The 16,543-nt window shown below is 71.5% G+C and carries 15 protein-coding genes; 10 read left to right on the top strand and 5 right to left on the bottom strand.

Going from position 1 to position 16,543, the window contains the following annotated elements; translation table 11 throughout:
* The first annotated feature begins 44 nt into the window (after nucleotides 1-44).
* Nucleotides 45-2,612, top strand: coding sequence for an ATP-dependent chaperone ClpB (clpB, locus tag ACQBAS_RS12055; RefSeq protein WP_427384055.1), 2,568 nt, complete (start codon nucleotides 45-47; stop codon nucleotides 2,610-2,612).
* A gap of 66 nt (nucleotides 2,613-2,678) precedes the next feature.
* Here clpB and ACQBAS_RS12050 read toward each other — a convergent pair whose 3' ends face one another.
* A complete protein-coding gene (locus ACQBAS_RS12050) occupies nucleotides 2,679-4,217 on the bottom strand; it encodes a S28 family serine protease (protein ID WP_427384054.1) in 1,539 nt (512 codons plus the stop codon).
* A 175-nt stretch (nucleotides 4,218-4,392) separates the two neighbouring features.
* On the opposite strand from ACQBAS_RS12050, the gene ACQBAS_RS12045 reads away from it, so the two are divergent.
* Both ACQBAS_RS12045 and ACQBAS_RS12040 read left to right on the top strand, forming a co-directional pair.
* On the top strand, nucleotides 4,393-5,106 hold the full coding sequence (locus ACQBAS_RS12045) for an LppX_LprAFG lipoprotein (protein WP_427384053.1): 714 nt from the start codon (nucleotides 4,393-4,395) through the stop codon (nucleotides 5,104-5,106).
* Nucleotides 5,087-6,778, top strand: a complete 1,692-nt coding sequence (locus ACQBAS_RS12040) for an MFS transporter (RefSeq protein ID WP_427384052.1) — start codon at nucleotides 5,087-5,089, stop codon at nucleotides 6,776-6,778. Before ACQBAS_RS12045 ends, ACQBAS_RS12040 begins: the two co-directional genes overlap by 20 nt.
* 110 nt (nucleotides 6,779-6,888) lie before the next feature.
* On the opposite strand, the gene ACQBAS_RS12035 is transcribed toward ACQBAS_RS12040, so the two are convergent.
* Nucleotides 6,889-7,749 (bottom strand): alpha/beta fold hydrolase, encoded by an 861-nt coding sequence (locus tag ACQBAS_RS12035; RefSeq protein WP_427384051.1) that lies wholly within the window; start codon nucleotides 7,747-7,749, stop codon nucleotides 6,889-6,891.
* On the bottom strand, nucleotides 7,746-8,531 hold the full coding sequence (locus ACQBAS_RS12030) for an exodeoxyribonuclease III (RefSeq protein ID WP_427384049.1): 786 nt from the start codon (nucleotides 8,529-8,531) through the stop codon (nucleotides 7,746-7,748). Before ACQBAS_RS12030 ends, ACQBAS_RS12035 begins: the two co-directional genes overlap by 4 nt.
* A 48-nt stretch (nucleotides 8,532-8,579) precedes the next feature.
* Between ACQBAS_RS12030 and ACQBAS_RS12025 the strand changes: the two genes are divergently transcribed.
* The 3 genes from ACQBAS_RS12025 to ACQBAS_RS12015 are packed head-to-tail and all read left to right on the top strand — an operon-like array spanning nucleotide 8,580 to nucleotide 10,723.
* A complete protein-coding gene (locus ACQBAS_RS12025; protein WP_427384048.1) occupies nucleotides 8,580-9,347 on the top strand; it encodes an SDR family NAD(P)-dependent oxidoreductase in 768 nt (255 codons plus the stop codon).
* Nucleotides 9,348-9,376: 29 nt separating this feature from the next.
* Nucleotides 9,377-9,931 carry an orotate phosphoribosyltransferase gene (gene pyrE / locus ACQBAS_RS12020; RefSeq protein WP_427384047.1) on the top strand — a complete coding sequence of 185 codons (555 nt, stop codon included), beginning with the start codon at nucleotides 9,377-9,379 and terminating at the stop codon, nucleotides 9,929-9,931.
* Nucleotides 9,932-9,985: 54 nt separating this feature from the next.
* Entirely contained in the window at nucleotides 9,986-10,723 is a 738-nt protein-coding gene (locus tag ACQBAS_RS12015; RefSeq protein ID WP_427384046.1) for a LemA family protein, read from the top strand.
* Nucleotides 10,724-10,814: 91 nt separating this feature from the next.
* On the opposite strand, the gene ACQBAS_RS12010 is transcribed toward ACQBAS_RS12015, so the two are convergent.
* A complete protein-coding gene (locus tag ACQBAS_RS12010; protein WP_427384045.1) occupies nucleotides 10,815-11,462 on the bottom strand; it encodes a DedA family protein in 648 nt (215 codons plus the stop codon).
* A 71-nt stretch (nucleotides 11,463-11,533) separates the two neighbouring features.
* Here ACQBAS_RS12010 and ACQBAS_RS12005 point away from each other — a divergent pair, with 71 nt between their 5' ends.
* Nucleotides 11,534-12,181, top strand: coding sequence for a TrmH family RNA methyltransferase (locus tag ACQBAS_RS12005; protein ID WP_427384043.1), 648 nt, complete (start codon nucleotides 11,534-11,536; stop codon nucleotides 12,179-12,181).
* A 71-nt stretch (nucleotides 12,182-12,252) separates the two neighbouring features.
* Here ACQBAS_RS12005 and putP read toward each other — a convergent pair whose 3' ends face one another.
* On the bottom strand, nucleotides 12,253-13,770 hold the full coding sequence (gene putP / locus ACQBAS_RS12000) for a sodium/proline symporter PutP (RefSeq protein WP_427384042.1): 1,518 nt from the start codon (nucleotides 13,768-13,770) through the stop codon (nucleotides 12,253-12,255).
* 195 nt (nucleotides 13,771-13,965) lie between these two features.
* Here putP and fbaA point away from each other — a divergent pair, with 195 nt between their 5' ends.
* The 3 genes from fbaA (at nucleotide 13,966) to ACQBAS_RS11985 (ending at nucleotide 16,506) form a co-directional block, all read left to right on the top strand.
* Nucleotides 13,966-14,994 (top strand): class II fructose-bisphosphate aldolase, encoded by a 1,029-nt coding sequence (gene fbaA / locus ACQBAS_RS11995; RefSeq protein ID WP_427384041.1) that lies wholly within the window; start codon nucleotides 13,966-13,968, stop codon nucleotides 14,992-14,994.
* Between the two features lie 2 nt (nucleotides 14,995-14,996).
* On the top strand, nucleotides 14,997-15,410 hold the full coding sequence (locus ACQBAS_RS11990) for a DUF3151 domain-containing protein (RefSeq protein WP_427384040.1): 414 nt from the start codon (nucleotides 14,997-14,999) through the stop codon (nucleotides 15,408-15,410).
* Nucleotides 15,411-15,618: 208 nt separating this feature from the next.
* Entirely contained in the window at nucleotides 15,619-16,506 is an 888-nt protein-coding gene (locus ACQBAS_RS11985) for a hypothetical protein (RefSeq protein WP_427384039.1), read from the top strand.
* Nucleotides 16,507-16,543: the final 37 nt, after the last annotated feature.

The raw sequence follows: 16,543 nt of genomic DNA, 5'->3' as shown, positions 1-16,543 counted from the left end.
GTTGGCATGAGGGAGTCAGTCACCCACTGCCACCAGGAGAGTCCATGGAGCTCAAGCCGACGACGAAGGTCGCCGAGGCCATCGCCCTCGCCCAGCGGTCCGCGCAGACCGAGGGGCACGCCGAGATCACCCCCGCGCACCTCGTGAGCACCCTGCTGCAGATCGACACGCCCCAGGCCGACGCCCTGCTGCAGGCCGCCGGCACCGGCGCCGCCCACGTCCTCGCCGTCGCCGACAAGGCCGTCGCGGCCCTGCCGCGCACGAGCGGGTCGACCCAGCCGCCCACCTTCGGGCGTGACGCCCTGGCCGTGCTGCAGCAGGCCGACACCCTCATGAAGGCCAAGGGCGACACCTTCCTCGCCTTCGACGTCCTCCTGCTCGCCCTCGCCGAGCGGGGCCACCTCGCCGCCGTCGAGCAGCGCGGGGCGCGCGACCTCGAGGCCAAGCTCGACGAGCTGCGGGCCGGCCGCAAGGTCACCTCCGAGACGCCCGCCGAGGGCGGGGAGGCGCTCGAGCAGTACGGCACCGACCTCACCCAGGCCGCCCGCGACGGCAAGCTCGACCCGGTCATCGGCCGGGACGGCGAGATCCGTCGCGTCATCCAGGTGCTCTCGCGCCGCACGAAGAACAACCCCGTCCTCATCGGCGAGCCCGGCGTCGGCAAGACGGCCGTCGTCGAGGGCCTCGCGCAGCGCATCGTCGACGGCGACGTGCCCGAGTCCCTGCGCGACAAGCGCCTCATCAGCCTCGACCTCGGCGCCATGGTCGCCGGCGCGAAGTACCGCGGCGAGTTCGAGGAGCGCCTCAAGGCCGTCCTCGAGGAGATCCGCGCGAGCAACGGTCAGGTCGTCACCTTCATCGACGAGTTGCACACCGTCGTCGGCGCCGGCGCCACCGGGGAGGGCGCCATGGACGCGGGCAACATGCTCAAGCCGCTCCTGGCCCGCGGCGAGCTCCGCCTCGTCGGCGCGACGACGCTCGACGAGTACCGCCAGCACATCGAGAAGGACGCCGCCCTCGAGCGCCGCTTCCAGCAGGTCCTCGTCGGCGAGCCGAGCGTCGAGGACAGCATCGCCATCCTCCGCGGGCTCAAGGAGCGCTACGAGGCCCACCACAAGGTCGCCATCGAGGACAGCGCCCTCGTCGCGGCCGCGACGCTCTCGGACCGCTACATCCCCGGGCGCCGACTGCCGGACAAGGCGATCGACCTCGTCGACGAGGCGGCCTCCCGCCTGCGCATGGAGATCGACTCGAGCCCCGTCGAGATCGACGAGCTCCGCCGCGCCGTCGACCGCCTCCGGATGGAGGAGCTGCACCTGACGAAGGAGTCCGACGACGCCTCGCGGGAGCGCCTCGAGCGGCTGCGTGCCGACCTCGCGGAAAAGAGCGAAGAGCTCGCCGGCCTGACCGCCCGCTGGGAGAGCGAGAAGGCGGGCCTCAACCAGGTCGGTGACCTCAAGGCTCGCCTCGATGACCTGCGCACCCAGGCGGACCGCCTTCAGCGCGAAGGGGACTACGAGGGGGCCTCGCGGCTGCTCTACGGCGAGATCCCGGAGTTGCAGCGCGAGGTCGACGCGGCCGAGGCGGCCGAGCGCGCCGGCGGCGTCGAGGACCCGATGGTCAAGGAACGGGTCGGGGCGGACGACATCGCCGAGGTCATCGCGGCCTGGACGGGCATCCCCGCGGGGCGCCTGCTGCAGGGCGAGACGGAGAAGCTCCTGTCGATGGAGTCGATCCTCGGCTCCCGGCTCATCGGTCAGAGCGCGGCCGTGCGCGCGGTGTCGGACGCCGTGCGGCGCAGCCGGGCCGGCATCGCCGACCCCGACCGGCCGACCGGGTCGTTCCTCTTCCTCGGTCCGACCGGCGTCGGCAAGACGGAGCTGGCGAAGTCGCTCGCCGACTTCCTCTTCGACGACGAGCGGGCCATGGTCCGGATCGACATGTCGGAGTACTCCGAGCGGCACGCCGTCGCGCGCCTCATCGGGGCGCCTCCCGGCTACGTCGGTCACGAGGAAGGGGGCCAGCTCACCGAGGCGGTGCGCCGGCGTCCGTACTCGGTCGTCCTGCTCGACGAGGTCGAGAAGGCCCACCCGGAGACCTTCGACATCCTCCTGCAGGTGCTCGACGACGGGCGCCTGACGGACGGTCAGGGACGGACGGTCGACTTCCGCAACGTCATTCTCGTGATGACCTCCAACCTCGGCAGCCAGTACCTCATCGACCCGAGCCTCGAGCCGGACGCGAAGCGTGACGCCGTCATGGCGACGGTGCGCCAGTCGTTCAAGCCGGAATTCCTCAACCGCCTCGACGAGGTCGTCATCTTCGACCCACTCTCGACCGAGGAGCTCGCCTCCATCGTCGACCTCCAGGTCCGGGCGCTGTCGACCCGACTGGCGGGCCGGCGGATCACCCTGGAGGTCACCCCGGCCGCGAAGGAATGGCTGGCCCTCACCGGCTTCGATCCGGCGTACGGCGCCCGCCCGCTGCGGCGCCTCGTGCAGAAGGAGATCGGCGACCGCCTGGCCACCGCGCTGCTGTCGGGCGCGGTGCGCGACGGCCAGACCGTCACGGTGGATCGTGACCCCGAGGCGGACACGCTCACGCTGTCCTGACCCGCCTGCACGACACGGGAAGTGCCCGGCCGCCACCTCGGCGACCGGGCACTCCTCATGCCCGGGTCAGTGCTTCAGCTGCTGCGCCCGCTCGAGGAGCACGGGGTTCTTGTCGAGCGCGGCGTTCCACGCGGGCTTGCCGTTCTTCGCGACGCGGGTCACGGCGGGGTCGTTCGCGCCGAGCCCGGCCCACTCGAGGACGAGTTCGGTCGCCTTCGTCCGCTCGGCCTCGGGCAGCTGGGCGATGTTGCTGCCGTGGTTGCCGCCCGCGACGTAGTAGCGGTGGCAGTCGCGGGCCGCGCCCTGCGGGCCGCAGTCGAAGTCCTCGGCGCTCCACGGGTCGTTGGCGCCGTAGACGTAGAGCATCCGCTCGGACTCCTTGCGGACCCACTTGTCGACGTCGGGCATGGCCGCGCGGTCGAAGGTGCTCGGCTTGACCGCGTCCGGGACGAAGGTCATCGCGACGTCGGCGCCGGGGTACGTCAGCAGGTCGCCGATCCGGTTCTCGTATGGCTCGGGCGAGCCGAGCTGGTAGGCCGCCTGGAAGTAGTAGGGCGTGTAGTAACCGGTGCTCTGGTCCGCGTAGACGGTCAGCGGCGAGACCTGCTCGAACCATCCGTAGACGGTCTCGTTGCTCGCCGTCCGCGGGTCGGGCAGCGTCGCGCAGTCGGACTGCTTCGAGTACTGCCAGAAGGCGAAGTAGGCGTCGACGACGCCGGACTCGACCGCCTTCTCGAGGTCGCCGACGATGTCGTAGGTGTAGCCGTTGGCCGCCGAGTCGGCGGCCGCGCGGTCGAGGAACCACTGCCGGTCGGCGCCGAGGGCGCGGCGCTGGAGGCCGGTGAGCGTGTCGCGGCAGGCCTGGTCGTCGCCGACCTCGTCGAGGAAGGCGTTGTAGACGTCCTGGTGGTCGCGCACGTCGTTCGGGGCGACGTAGGGGATCGAGCCGCTGACGTCGTCGGGGTAGAAGCGGCGGTGGTAGGTCGCGGTCATCCCACCCTTGGAGCCGCCGGTCGTCAGCCAGTTCTGGTCGTAGAGGCCCTTGAAGGTCTCGATGATCTCGTGCTGGTCGGTGGCCGCCTGCCAGATCGTCAGCTGCTCCTCCCAGTCGGGCTGCGCCGGGCGGGAGGGGTCGAAGAACCGGTACTCCATGCTCAACTGGTTGCCGTCGACGATGCGGGTGGGCTCGCTGCGATTGGGGTTCTGCGAGACGTAGTAGCCGCCGGTGTACATCACCATCGGCCGGCTGACGTCCTTGTGCAGCAGGGTCAGTCGCTGCGTGAAGGTGCCCTTGGACGGATCGCGGTGATCGACGTCCTGCGTGTAGTCGATCGTGAAGAAGCGGTAGCCCGTCGGCGCGGTCTTCTCCGTCGCGGAGACGCGGGGGAGGGCGTTGAGCCGGTCGAGGATGTCGGCCTGCGTGGCCGACGCCACCGAGGGGGTCTGCACCGCCGGCGCGGCCGGGGCGGCCTGAGTCGTCGGGGCGGCCGGGGCGGCCTGAGTCGTCGGGGCGGCCGGGGCGGCCGACGCGGTGGTGACGGCCAGGGGGGCGCCGAGGGTGAGCGCCAGGGCGGTGACGCCGAGGGTGCGGCGGGTGCGGATCATCGTTGAACCTCCGAAGGTGGGTGGGTTGCCTCGCCACCGTAGGACCGAAATGCCCGAAATGCGCGCGGAGGGACGCGCGGATCTCCTCGCGGGCGATCCGGCCGACGCCGAGCCGTGACCGGCTCGCGCCGGGGCGCGAGCGGGGCGCGAGCGACCTTCGCCCTAGGGTTGGGGCATGCGACGACGCACCACCCTCCGGCTCGTGACCCTGGTCCTGCCCGCAGCTCTCCTGGCCGCCGGCTGCAGCGGCGGCGACGACCCGGCCGCGGACCCGGCGGTGGCGACCCCCGCGCAGGCCTTCGCCGACGCGAAGGCGGCCTTCGACGAGGCGGGAGCCGTCACCATCGACCTGACCTCCACCGGGCTGCCGAAGGGGCAGGACGGCGTGAGCTCGGCGCAGGGGACGGGACTCATCGACCCGACGACGCCGAAGTTCAAGGGCAGGATCACCGCGGTCCTCGACGGGACCCCCGGGGCCGTCGACCTCATCACCATCGGCGACGACGCCTGGATGACGTTCTTCACCGAGGACTACAACCCCGTCGACCTCGCGACGCTCGGCGCGCCCAACCCCTCGACGCTCTTCAGCCCGAAGGACGGTCTCTCCTCGCTGCTGCCGGCGACGACCGAGGCGAAGGCGGGCGAGCAGAAGCGCGTCGGCCGGCAGGTGCTGCGCACGTACACCGGGGTCGTGCCCGCCGAGCGGATCCAGCGGTTGCTGTCCGTCGGTGACGACGCAACCTCCTTCGACGTCACCTATGCCATCGACGAGGAGAGCGGACAGCTCGTCGAGGCCGTGATGTCGGGCGAGTTCTTCGCCGGCGACCAGGGCACCTACACCGTCGTCTTCAGCGACTACGGCAAGAGCATTGCGATCGCCCGCCCCTGAGGCGTCGGCCGCCGGCAACCCCCGGGTCCTGCTCGCCGTCGCCTCCGCCGCCGTCGCGCTCGCCGCGGCCGACACGTACGTCGTCGTCCTCGCGCTGACGGACATGATGGCCGGGGTCGGCATCGGCATCGACGCCCTGCAACGAGCGACCCCGATCATCTCGGGGTTCCTGCTCGGTTACATCGCGGTCCTGCCCCTCATCGGCCGCCTCGCGGACCTCGTGCCGCGCGGGAGGATCCTGCTTGCCTGCCTGCTCGTCTTCATCGTCGGTTCGGGTATCACGGCGCTGGCGACGGACCTCGGCGTCCTCGTCGGCGGCCGCGTCATCCAGGGCATCGGCGGTGGTGGACTCGTGCCGGCCACCCTCGCCCTCGTCGCCGACCTCTGGCCTCGGGAGCGACGCGGCACCCCGCTCGGCATGGTCGGCGCCGTCCAGGAGCTCGGCTCGGTCCTCGGCCCCCTGCTCGGCGCCGCCATCCTCGCGGTCTCGTCGTGGCGGGCGATCTTCGTGGCCAACGTCGTCCTCGGTCTTCTCCTCGCCGGCGCGCTCGTCATCCTCGGACGACGACGGGGAAGGGGGCCTGCCGGCCGCCCCGGGCCCGTGCGACCCGCGGCCCGCACGGCGCTCGCCTCGGGACTGGCCCTGGCCGGTCTGGGTCTCGGCTGGCTGGCGCTGGCGGCCCCGGCCGCCCTTGCGTCGGACGTGACCCTCGGGCTCCCCTTCGTGCCGTTCGGTGAGGCGTCCTCACGGGCGCTGACCCCGATCGGGCTGGCCGCCGCCCTGTCCCTCGTGGCGGCGGCGGCCCTGACGGCGCCGGCGTGGGTGCCGGTGCTCCGCCGAGCCGACGTGCCGGGGGCACTGCTGCTCGGGGGCGTGCTCAGTTGTGTCGTGTTGACGTTTGCCGCCTCGGACCCGGAGCGGGAGGTCGTCGGCCCGTTGGGGTTCACCCTGCTGCCGGTCGGTGTGGCCCTGGCGCTGCTCTACGTCTGGCGGCACCGGACCGCCGCCGAACCGCTCGTGCCGCGCGGGACGGTCCGCGGCCGGACGGGGTGGAGCCTCGTCGTCAGCCTCCTCGTGGGCGTGGCGCTCGTGGCCGTCATCGTCGACGTCCCCCTGATGGCGCGCCTGACGCTGACGGAGTCGCAGGTGGAGGCGGCTCTCGTCCTGCTGAAGTTCCTCATCGCCGTGCCGGTCGGTGCCTTCCTCGGCGGGTGGGCATTGCGCCTCGCGGGGGACGGCCTCGTGGCCGGGATCGGACTGTGCCTGACCACCGTCGGGCTGCTCGTCATGGCCCAGTGGGAGCGGGGGTCGCTCGCGACGATCACGTCCGCCGTCGTCCTGGCGGTCGTCGGCCTCGGGGTCGGGCTCGCCCTCGCGCCCGTCAACGCCGCCGCCCTGGCCGACGCGCCCGCGGACGCTCACGGCACCGCGAGTGCCCTCGTCGTCGTCTCCCGGATGATCGGGATGGTTGTCGGGCTCGCCCTGCTCACCGCGATCGGCCTGCACTCCTATTACGGGGCCGTGGCGGAACTCCCCGACCAGACGGACGGCCAGGCGTTGCTCGGGGCGGCGCTCGTCCAGGTGCGGACCGTCTTCGTCGGGGCAGCCACCGCCGCCGCGCTCGGTGCGCTGGCCTCCTTCATGGGGCTGGGTCTTCGTCGTGGACGCTGACGGTGCCCCCGGCACCGTCAGACGTGATCTGACACCCACGCGTAGACGGCCGCTCCGGCGATCAGCGCGATGACGCTGCTCACCAGCAGTCGAGAAAAACGCGGCTTTCCCTAGCCCAACAGGCGCCCCAAGGACGCCGCGACGGCGTCCGTCTCCTCGTACGTGAGCATGTGGCCGCGCCCCTCGAATTCGGTCAGGCGTGAGCCGGGGATCGCGTCAGCGATCTCCTTCGCCCAGCGGCGCGGTGTGAGGATGTCGCGGGTGCCGACGAGGACCTCGGTGGGCACCTGCCCGAGCACGGCGAGGGATTCCCGCTCGTCATGAGCATCGAGGGCGGCGAAGAAGCGGCCCGTCGTCCGGGCAGGGGTGCGGTTCATGATGCGGGTCGCGGCGCGCACGCCCCCCTTGTCGGCCCCGGGACCGAAGATCGTGCGGGCGAAGACGGCCGCCGGCACGGGCGGCGGGCGCAGGCGGCCCGGGACGGCGGCCAGTGTCCCCATGAGGAGGGACTGGCCCGGCACGCTCAGGTGGCCGCGGACGATGGCCGCCGTGGAGACGAGGCCGACGCCGCGGACCTGGTCGGCGACCCGGTCGGGGTGGAGCCCCGCGAAGGCCATGATCGTCATGCCACCCATCGAGTGCCCGCCGAGGACGACGGGGCCGCGACCGACGGTGCGGTCAAGGACCGCAGCCAGCACGTGGCCGAGATCGCGGATCGTGGGGCGCGGGGCGCCGAGGGTCGAGCGGCCGTGTCCCGGCTGGTCGTAGGCGACGACCCGCACGTCGTGTGCCTCCTGGAGGCGCTCGATGACGGGCAGCCAACTGCCGTGCGAGAGCGTCCACCCGTGCGCCAGCACGAGGGTCGGTGCGTCGCGGTCTCCGCTGCGCGAGGGGAACTCGCGCGCGTGGACCATGGCCCCGTCGGGGGCGAGGACGGTGACGGAGGAGGCCAGGTCCCGGGTGCGGTTCATGCCGTCACCTCCACGACGACCGGTGCGTGGTCGCTCGCGCCGGTCCCCTTCCGCTCCTCGCGGTCGATGGCCGCGCCGGCGACGCGCTCGGCGAGGCTCGGCGAGCCGAGGACGAAGTCGATGCGCATGCCCTGTCGCTTGGGGAACCGAAGACGCTGGTAATCCCAGTAGGTGTAGACCCCCGGACCCGGGGTGTGCGGCCGCACGACGTCGACGAAGCCGGCATCGAGGAAGGCCTGGAAGGCGGCCCGCTCGGCCGGGGAGACGTGCGTGCGCCCCTCGAAGTAGGCCATGTCCCACACGTCGTCGTCCTGCGGGGCGATGTTCCAGTCCCCGCACAGGGCGACGGGGGTGCCGTCGGCCGCCCACTCGGTCGCGTGACGCCGCAGGACCTCCAGCCAGGACAACTTGTAGGGCAGGTGGGGGTCCTCGAGGGTGCGGCCGTTGGGGACGTAGAGCGACCAGACGCGCACGCCGCCGCAGGTCGCGCCCAGGGCTCGGGCCTCGGCGACCGCCGGCTCGCCCCACTGCGGCGCGTCGGGGAAACCCACCTGGACGTCGTCGAGCCCGACCCGGGAGAGGATGGCGACACCGTTCCACTGGTTGAGGCCGTGGTGGGCGACCTCGTAGCCGAGGTCCCGGAACCGGTCGAAGGGGAAGGTGGCGTCCTTCGACTTCGTCTCCTGCATCGCCAGGACGTCGACCTCGTTGCGCTGCAGCCACGCCTCGACGCGGTCGACACGGGAGCGGATGGAGTTGACGTTCCAGGTTGCGAGGCGCACGGCCACACCTTAGGGGCCCCCGCGGGGACGGCGTCCTAGGGTGTGGCCATGACGACAGCCCTCATCACCGGCGCGACGGCCGGCATCGGCCGCGAGTTCGCGGACCAGCTCGCCGCGGCGGGCCACGACCTCGTCCTCGTCGCCCGGGACACCGCGCGCCTTGAGTTGGTCCGCTCCGAGATCGAGGACGAGCACGAGGTCGACGTCGAGGTGCTCACGGCCGACCTGTCCGACCGAGCCCAGCTCCAACGGGTGGCGGACCGCCTCGCCGACGACGCCCGACCGGTCGACATCCTCGTCAACAACGCCGGCTACGGCCTGCGGAAGTCGTTCCTGCAGAACGAGATCGCCGTCGAGGAGCAGCTCTTCGACGTCCTCTGCCGGGCCGTCCTCGTCCTCAGCCACGCCGCGGGGCGGGCGATGAAGGGGCGTGGCACCGGCTCGATCATCAACGTCTCGTCCGTGGCCGGCTTCCTGGCGGCGGGCACCTACTCGGCCGAGAAATCCTTCGTCACGGTCTTCTCCGAGGGCCTCGCCAGCGAGCTCGAGCCGCACGGCGTGCAGGTCACGGCGCTCTGCCCCGGCTTCACCCGCACCGAGTTCCACGAGCGGGCCAGCCTGCGGATGACGCTGCCGAACTTCGCCTGGCTGGACAAGCGAGACCTCGTCGCCACCTGCCTCAAGGACGTCGCCGCCGGCCGCACCGTGTCGGTCCCGGGCCTGCAGTACAAGGCCGCCGCCACGGCACTGCGCCTCCTGCCCCGCGGCGTCGTCCGCAAGGGTGGGCTCGTGCAGAAGAAGAAGCGCCGCGGCTGACGGCATCGCGCCCGGCTAGGCTGACGGCCGTGACTGACACCACCGCCGACCGCGCTCGCCTGCTCGAGATCATCAAGGACAAGGCCATCGTCCACGGCCGCGTCACACTCTCCTCGGGCAAGGAGGCCGACTACTACGTCGACCTGCGCCGGATCACGCTCGACGGTGAGGCGTCCCCGCTCGTGGGCCGCGTCATGCTCGACCTCGTCGCCGACCTCGACTTCGACGCCGTTGGCGGGCTGACGCTCGGCGCCGACCCGGTCGCGACGTCCATGCTCCACGCGAGCGCCGCCGCCGGCCGCCGCCTGGACGCCTTCGTCGTCCGGAAGTCGGGCAAGGCCCACGGCCTCCAGCAGCGCATCGAGGGGCCGGCCATCGCCGGTCGGCGCGTGCTCATCGTCGAGGACACCTCGACGACGGGCGCCTCCCCCCTCGAGGCCGCCAATGCCGCGACGGAGGCCGGTGCGGAGGTGGTCGGGATCGCCACGATCGCCGACCGCGCCACCGGCGCGGGGGAGAAGTTCGCCGAGGCAGGCCTCGACTACCGCTTCGTCTTCGGGCTCGCCGAGCTCGGCCTCGCCTAGGCTCGTCAGCGTCACGGATCGCAACACCGACATCAACCCACGGGGGTCCACACCATGCTCATCGCACTGATCGTCATCGGCGTCATCCTGTTGTTGTTCGTCCTCTGGGCGATCACGACCTACAACGGGCTCATCAAGCTGCGCAACCTCGTCCAGGAGGCCTGGCGCCAGATCGACGTCGAGCTCACGCGTCGTCACGACCTCATCGGCAACCTCGTCGAGACGGTCAAGGGCTACGCGACCCACGAGCGCGGCACGCTCGAGGAGGTCATCCGTGCTCGCGGTGCGGCCATGGCGCCCGGCCAGACCCCCGGTCAGCAGGCACAGTCCGAGGGCATGCTCTCCCAGGCGCTCGGTCGCCTGCTCGCGGTCGCCGAGGCCTACCCCGACCTCAAGGCCAACCAGAACTTCATGGCCCTGCAGCAGGAGCTGACCTCCACCGAGGACCGCATCGCCAGCGCCCGCCGCTACTACAACGCGAACGTCCGCGAGCTCAACACGAAGGTCGAGACGGTCCCGAGCAACATCGTCGCCGGCATCGCCAACATCGAGCGCGCCGAGTACTTCGAGGCCGAGGGTGAGCAGCGTGACCCGGTGAAGGTTGACTTCGGCACCGGCTCGGGCGCGGCCCCTTCGGCGCCGCAGTCGGCCCCGGCCGCTCCGGCTCAGCCGGCGCCGCAGGGTGTGGAGCCGCCGCAGGGCGTGCAGCCGACCCAGCCCCTTCCGCCGACCGTCACGGGTGAGGCTCCGGGCGCGCCCGGAGCCCCGCAGGGGACCCCGCCCCAGGCATGATCCGCACGCAAGACCCGCGGTGACGACGGGCTCCACCTTCGGGTGGGGCCCGTCGTTGGCAAGGCTGCCGAGGGTCAGGGGCGGGATTCGCTCACCGTCGGTCGAGCCGCGCGTCGGGGTCGCCCTCGGCGCCGCGCCGGAGGCGTCGCCGGACGAGCATGACGATCCAGCCGACGAGGGCCAGCAGCAGGAGCAGCAGCACGATCTTGCTGATCGGATCGACGTAGCCCTGCACCGCCTCCCAGTTGTCCCCGAGGGCGTAGCCGGCCGTCACGAGTGCCGTGTTCCAGATGAGACTGCCGACCGTGGTCAGCAGCACGAAGGTGCTCACGCGCATCCGGTCGACGCCCGCCGGGATGGAGATGAGGCTGCGGACGCCCGGGATGAGGCGACCGATGAAGACGGCCTTGCCGCCGTGTCGGGTGAACCAGGCGTCCGCCTTGTCGACGTCGGCGACGTCGACGAGCGGCATCGCACGGGCGACGGCGCGCAACCGGTCCATGCCGACGAGCGCGCCGAACCCGTAGAGCAGGAGTGCGCCGGTCACGGAGCCGAGCGTGGCCCACAGGACCGCCTCGACGAGGGTGTAGCGGCCCTGCCCGGCGGTGAAGCCGGCGAGCGGCAGGACGACCTCGCTGGGGATCGGCGGGAAGACGTTCTCGAGGAAGATCGCCAGCGCGATGCCGGGGCCGCCGATGGCGTCCATGATCTCGAGGATCCAGTCGACGATGCCTTGCATGGGTTCCTCTCGGGCGGGACGCGATCGAGAGCAAGGGTAGGGGTCACGCCTGAGTGTGGTGGGATCGGCACGTGAACGAGGACGAAGGGGCGCAGCCCGTCGGCGTCGGCCCGTGGCCCGGCGAGTGGCCGGTCGGGGAGCACTGGGACCCGGAGCTGCTGCGGGACGGCGACCGCCGCAACGTCGAGGACCGGTTCCGTTACTGGCGGCTCGAGGCCGTCGTCGCCGAGCTCGACCGCACCCGGCACGACGTCCACGTCGCGGTCGAGAACTGGGAGCACGACTTCAACATCGGCTCGGTCATTCGCACGGCGAACGCGTTGGGAGCCAAGGCCTTCCACGTCGTCGGCCGCCGCCGATGGAACCGGCGCGGCGCGATGGTGACCGACCGCTACCAGCACGAGCACCACCACGCCAGCGTGAGCGACCTTCGGGCTTGGGCCGCCACGGCGGGCCCGGACGGCGGGCCGATCCCCCTCATCGGCATCGACAACGTCCCTGGATCGATCGCACTCGAGACCTACGACCTGCCGCGCGAGTGCGTCCTCGTCTTCGGCCAGGAGGGCCCGGGGTTGACCGCGGCGATGCGGGAGGCGTGCGAGCCGATCCTGCACATCACGCAGTTCGGGTCGACGCGGTCGATGAATGCCGGCGCGGCGGCCGCGATCGCCATGCACGCGTGGGTCAGGCGACACACCTTCGGGCAGCACGTGTCCTGACGGCGGACATGAGCAAGGACCCCGTCCCGCAAGCGCGGGGACGGGGTCCTTCTCGGTGGTCGTGCGGCAGATCAGTCCGCGAGGACGGCCTGACGCTCGGGGAGCAGCTCGGCCTCCATGCGGTCGAACTCGGCGTCGATCTGCGGGTCGACGACCGGCTTGGCCAGCGAGACGCCGATGGCGACGAAGAGGCAGACGAGGAAGCCGGGGACGATCTCGTACATGTTGCTCGAGAGCGACTCGACGTTGCCCCAGATGAAGACCGTCACGGCTCCGGCGATCATGCCCGCGATGGCGCCGGGCGCGGTGAGCTTGCGCCAGTAGAGCGACAGCAGAACGATCGGGCCGAAGGCGGCACCGAAGCCGGCCCACGCGAAGGCCACGAGCTCGAGGATGGCCGAGTTGGGGTCGAGGGCCAGGATCAGGCCGACGATCGCAACGACGAGCACGGCGCCACGGCCGAGCTGGAGCAGCACGTTCTGCGACGCCTTGCGGCCGGTGAGGTTGACGAGGTCCTCGACGAGGGCGCTCGAGCAGACGATGAGCTGGCTCGACATCGTCGACATGATCGCGGCGAGGACGGCCGCGAGGACGAAGCCGGCGACGAGCGGGTGGAAGAGGATCTGGCTCAGCAGGAGGAAGACCGTCTCCGGGTCCTCGATGGCCTTCTCCGGGGTGCCGGCGAAGTAGTAGATGCCGATGAGGGCGGTCGAGATGGCGCCGAGGGCGGTGGCGATCATCCACGACGTGCTCACGCGGCGGCCGACCTTCGCCTCCTGCGGCGTGCGCAGGGCCATGAAGCGGACGATGATGTGCGGCTGGCCGAAGTAGCCCAGACCCCACGCGGACGTCGAGATGATGGCCAGGAGCCACGGGCCGAAGCCGTCGCCGACACCGGCGAAGAGGTTGAAGGCGTCGGGGTTGACGGCCTTCGCGCCGCTGGCGATCTCGCTCAGGGAGTCGAACTTGAGGAGGGCGACGATCGGCACCGCGAGGAGCGCGGCGAACATGAGCAGGCCCTGGGCGACGTCGGTGAGCGTCGCGCCGAGGAAGCCGCCGAAGAGCGTGTAGAGCAACGTGATGGCGGCGACGACGAGCATGCCGGTGAGGTACTCCCAGCCGAAGGAGCTCTCGAAGAACTTGCCGGCGGCGACCATGCCCGAGGACACGTAGAACGTGAAGAACACGAGGATGACGACGGCGGCGACGATGCGCAGCACGTGCGAGTTGTCGCGCAGACGGCGCTCGAAGAAGCTCGGGATGGTGATCGAGTCACCGGCGATCTCGGTGTAGGCGCGCAGACGCGGCGCGACGAAGTACCAGTTGAGCCAGGCTCCGATGGTCAGGCCGATCGCGATCCACGCCTCGATGAGGCCGGACGCGTAGATCGCACCGGGCAGACCCATCAGGAGCCAGCCCGACATGTCGGCGGCGTTCGCGGAGAGCGCGGCGACGGCGGGGTGCAGGCCGCGCTCGGCGAGCATGTAGCCGTCGATGCTCTTGGTCTGTGTGTAGGCGTAGTAGCCGATGCCCAGCATGAGGGCGAAGTACACCGCCACAGCAATCAGCTGGTAGGTCTGGTCCGACATGGGTCTCCTTGTGTCCGGCCCGGGACTCAGATACCCCCGGAGCGGGCGGAGCCTAACAGCGGCTGTGGTCTACCACACAGTCACGAAGGTCGCCCGGCGTGGCTCCGTCCAAATGCTCGGGTCGCCTGCAGGTCGGCGGTGTCCCGTGGAAGACTCGTCGCACGACCCGCGCAGGCCCCTCGAAGGAGAGTTCCCATGCCCATCGCCACCCCCGAGGTGTACGCAGACATGCTCGACCGCGCGAAGGAGGGGAACTTCGCCTACCCGGCCATCAACGTGACCTCGTCGCAGACGCTCCACGCGGCCATCCGCGGCTTCGCCGAGGCCGGCTCCGACGGCATCGTCCAGGTCTCGACCGGCGGCGCCGAGTACCTGTCCGGATCGACGATCAAGGACATGGTCACGGGCTCGCTCGCCTTCGCCGCCTACGCCGAGGTGATCGCCGCGAAGTACGACGTCAACATCGCCCTGCACACCGACCACTGCCCGAAGGACAAGCTGGACGCGTTCGTCCGCCCGCTGCTCGCCGCGTCGGCCGAGCGCGTGAAGAACGGCGGCCTGCCGTACTTCCAGTCCCACATGTGGGACGGCTCCGCCGTGCCGCTGGAGGAGAACCTCGAGATCGCCGAGGAGCTCCTGGCCCAGGCGAAGGCCGCGAACGTCATCCTCGAGATCGAGGTCGGTGTCGTGGGTGGCGAGGAGGACGGTGTCGACAACGAGATCAACGACCAGCTGTACACGACGCCCGAGGACGCCATCGCCACGATCAAGGCGCTCGGCGCCGGCGAGAAGGGCCGCTACCTGACCGCCCTGACCTTCGGCAACGTCCACGGTGTCTACAAGCCGGGCAACGTCAAGCTCCGTCCCGAGATCCTGCAGGCCGCGCAGGCCGCCGCCGCGCAGGAGCTCGGCCTCGGCGCCGACGCGCGCCCCTTCGACCTCGTCTTCCACGGCGGCTCCGGCTCGACCGCGGAGGAGATCGCCGCGGCTGTCGACTTCGGCGTCGTGAAGATGAACGTCGACACGGACACGCAGTACGCGTTCACCCGTCCGGTCGCTGCCTACATGCTCAAGAACTACGACGGCGTGCTCAAGATCGACGGCGAGGTCGGCAACAAGAAGCAGTACGACCCCCGCGCCTGGGGCAAGGAGGCGGAGGCCGGGATGGCCGCCCGCGTCGTCGAGGCCTGCGAGAACCTGCGCTCCGCCGGCACGAAGGCCTGAGCGTGGCGGACAACCTGCTGGGCATCCCCGAGACCCGGCTGCCGGAGGACCCGGCGGCGCGCCAGCTCGACCAGGGCGTCGCAGCTCAGGACGTCGCGGCGCGGTATCCCACGTCGGCGCTGGCCTGGGCCGTGCTGTCGGAGGACGCCCTCGAGGACGGGTTGACGATCGAGGCGTACGCCTTCGCTCGCACCGGGTACCACCGCTCGCTCGACGCCCTGCGGAAGTCGGGCTGGCGCGGCCAGGGCCCGGTGCCGTGGTCGCACGAGCCCAACCGTGGCTTCCTGCGGGCGCTCGCGGCACTGACGAAGGCGGCCGCCGCCATCGGCGAGACCGACGAGGTGCAGCGGTGCTCCCACTTCCTCAACGACTCGTCCCCGGAGGCGGGCGAGGCGCTGGGCGTCGCCCGGGCGTGAGTCGCCCGACCGGCCACCGGGTCGGACAGTAACGGTGCGGGGACCGAGCTGCTGCTCGGTCCCCGCACCGTTGCCCCCTGGCGCCGCGGTTGCGAGCGGCGCTGGCCGGCGCGCCCTGTCCCCTGACCGGTTGCGCCAACCCGGACATCCTGCCTCAGGCGACACGCACAGTTCGGCACCATCATGCCGATGGCACTAACCTGCCACCATGGCGAATGACTTCCCCGAACTCGCGGCGGACCGCCTCGCTGGCGACCGCAGCGAGAGCGCGGCCGCCTTCGAGCCGGTGGAGGAGGCGCTGTCCCGGTTGGAAGCGTTCCATGAACGCGATCTGGGCGTCATCGAGCAGCGCCGCGCCAACCTCGCCGAGGTCGGTGACTGGATGCTGCGCCTGCGGGCCGCGTTGCAGGACGCCCCCGACGCGCCCATGGCCGGTCACGTCACGGTCATCCCCGAGGCGCTGACGGCCTCCCTCATTGAGCGGCTCGTCGATCGCTCGGGCATCGTCCGCACCTCCATCGTCAGTGTCGACGAAGGTGTGGGCCTCGACGAGGCGACCGTGCGCGCCGCGCGGGCGCGGCTCGCGCGAGGGCTCGTCCAGCGGGGGTTGTACCGCCACACCCTGCCCGAGACCGAGACCGGTCGGCTCTACATGGGTGCCTGGGCGGCGGCGGGGGAGTCGCAGCGGGTCACCCGGGCCGACCTGACGGACTTCGCCGTCTTCGGCACCGAGGCCGTCGTGACGGTCAGCGAGTGGGGCAGCGCCGAACCGCCGTACGTCCTCATCCGTCACCCCCTGGCGGTCCGCGCCTTCGCGGAACTCTTCGACGTCGCCTGGTCCTCGGCCGTGCCACCGATCGACATGGACGACCAGGACGACCGCCTCATCGCCCTCCTCGGGCTGGGCGTCAAGGACGAGGCGATCGCCCGCCAACTTGGCCTCGGTCTGCGCACCGTCCGGCGCCGCGTGGCTCAGCTGATGGACGCCCGCGGGGTGCACACCCGCTTCCAACTCGGCGTGGCCCTGGAACGCGAGGGCCTCGTCCCGACGGCTTCCGCCCGCGGCGGGCGCGGGGGAGCCGCGGCACCCCGGTAGGCTGGGCGGACGTTCGAGAAGGTCCCGCGGGATGCTC

Source organism: Janibacter zhaoxuefangae, from assembly GCF_050271985.1.
Lineage (GTDB): Bacteria > Actinomycetota > Actinomycetes > Actinomycetales > Dermatophilaceae.
Note: the sequence above shows the minus strand (reverse complement) of the source record. Positions and strands in the feature narration are given on the sequence as shown.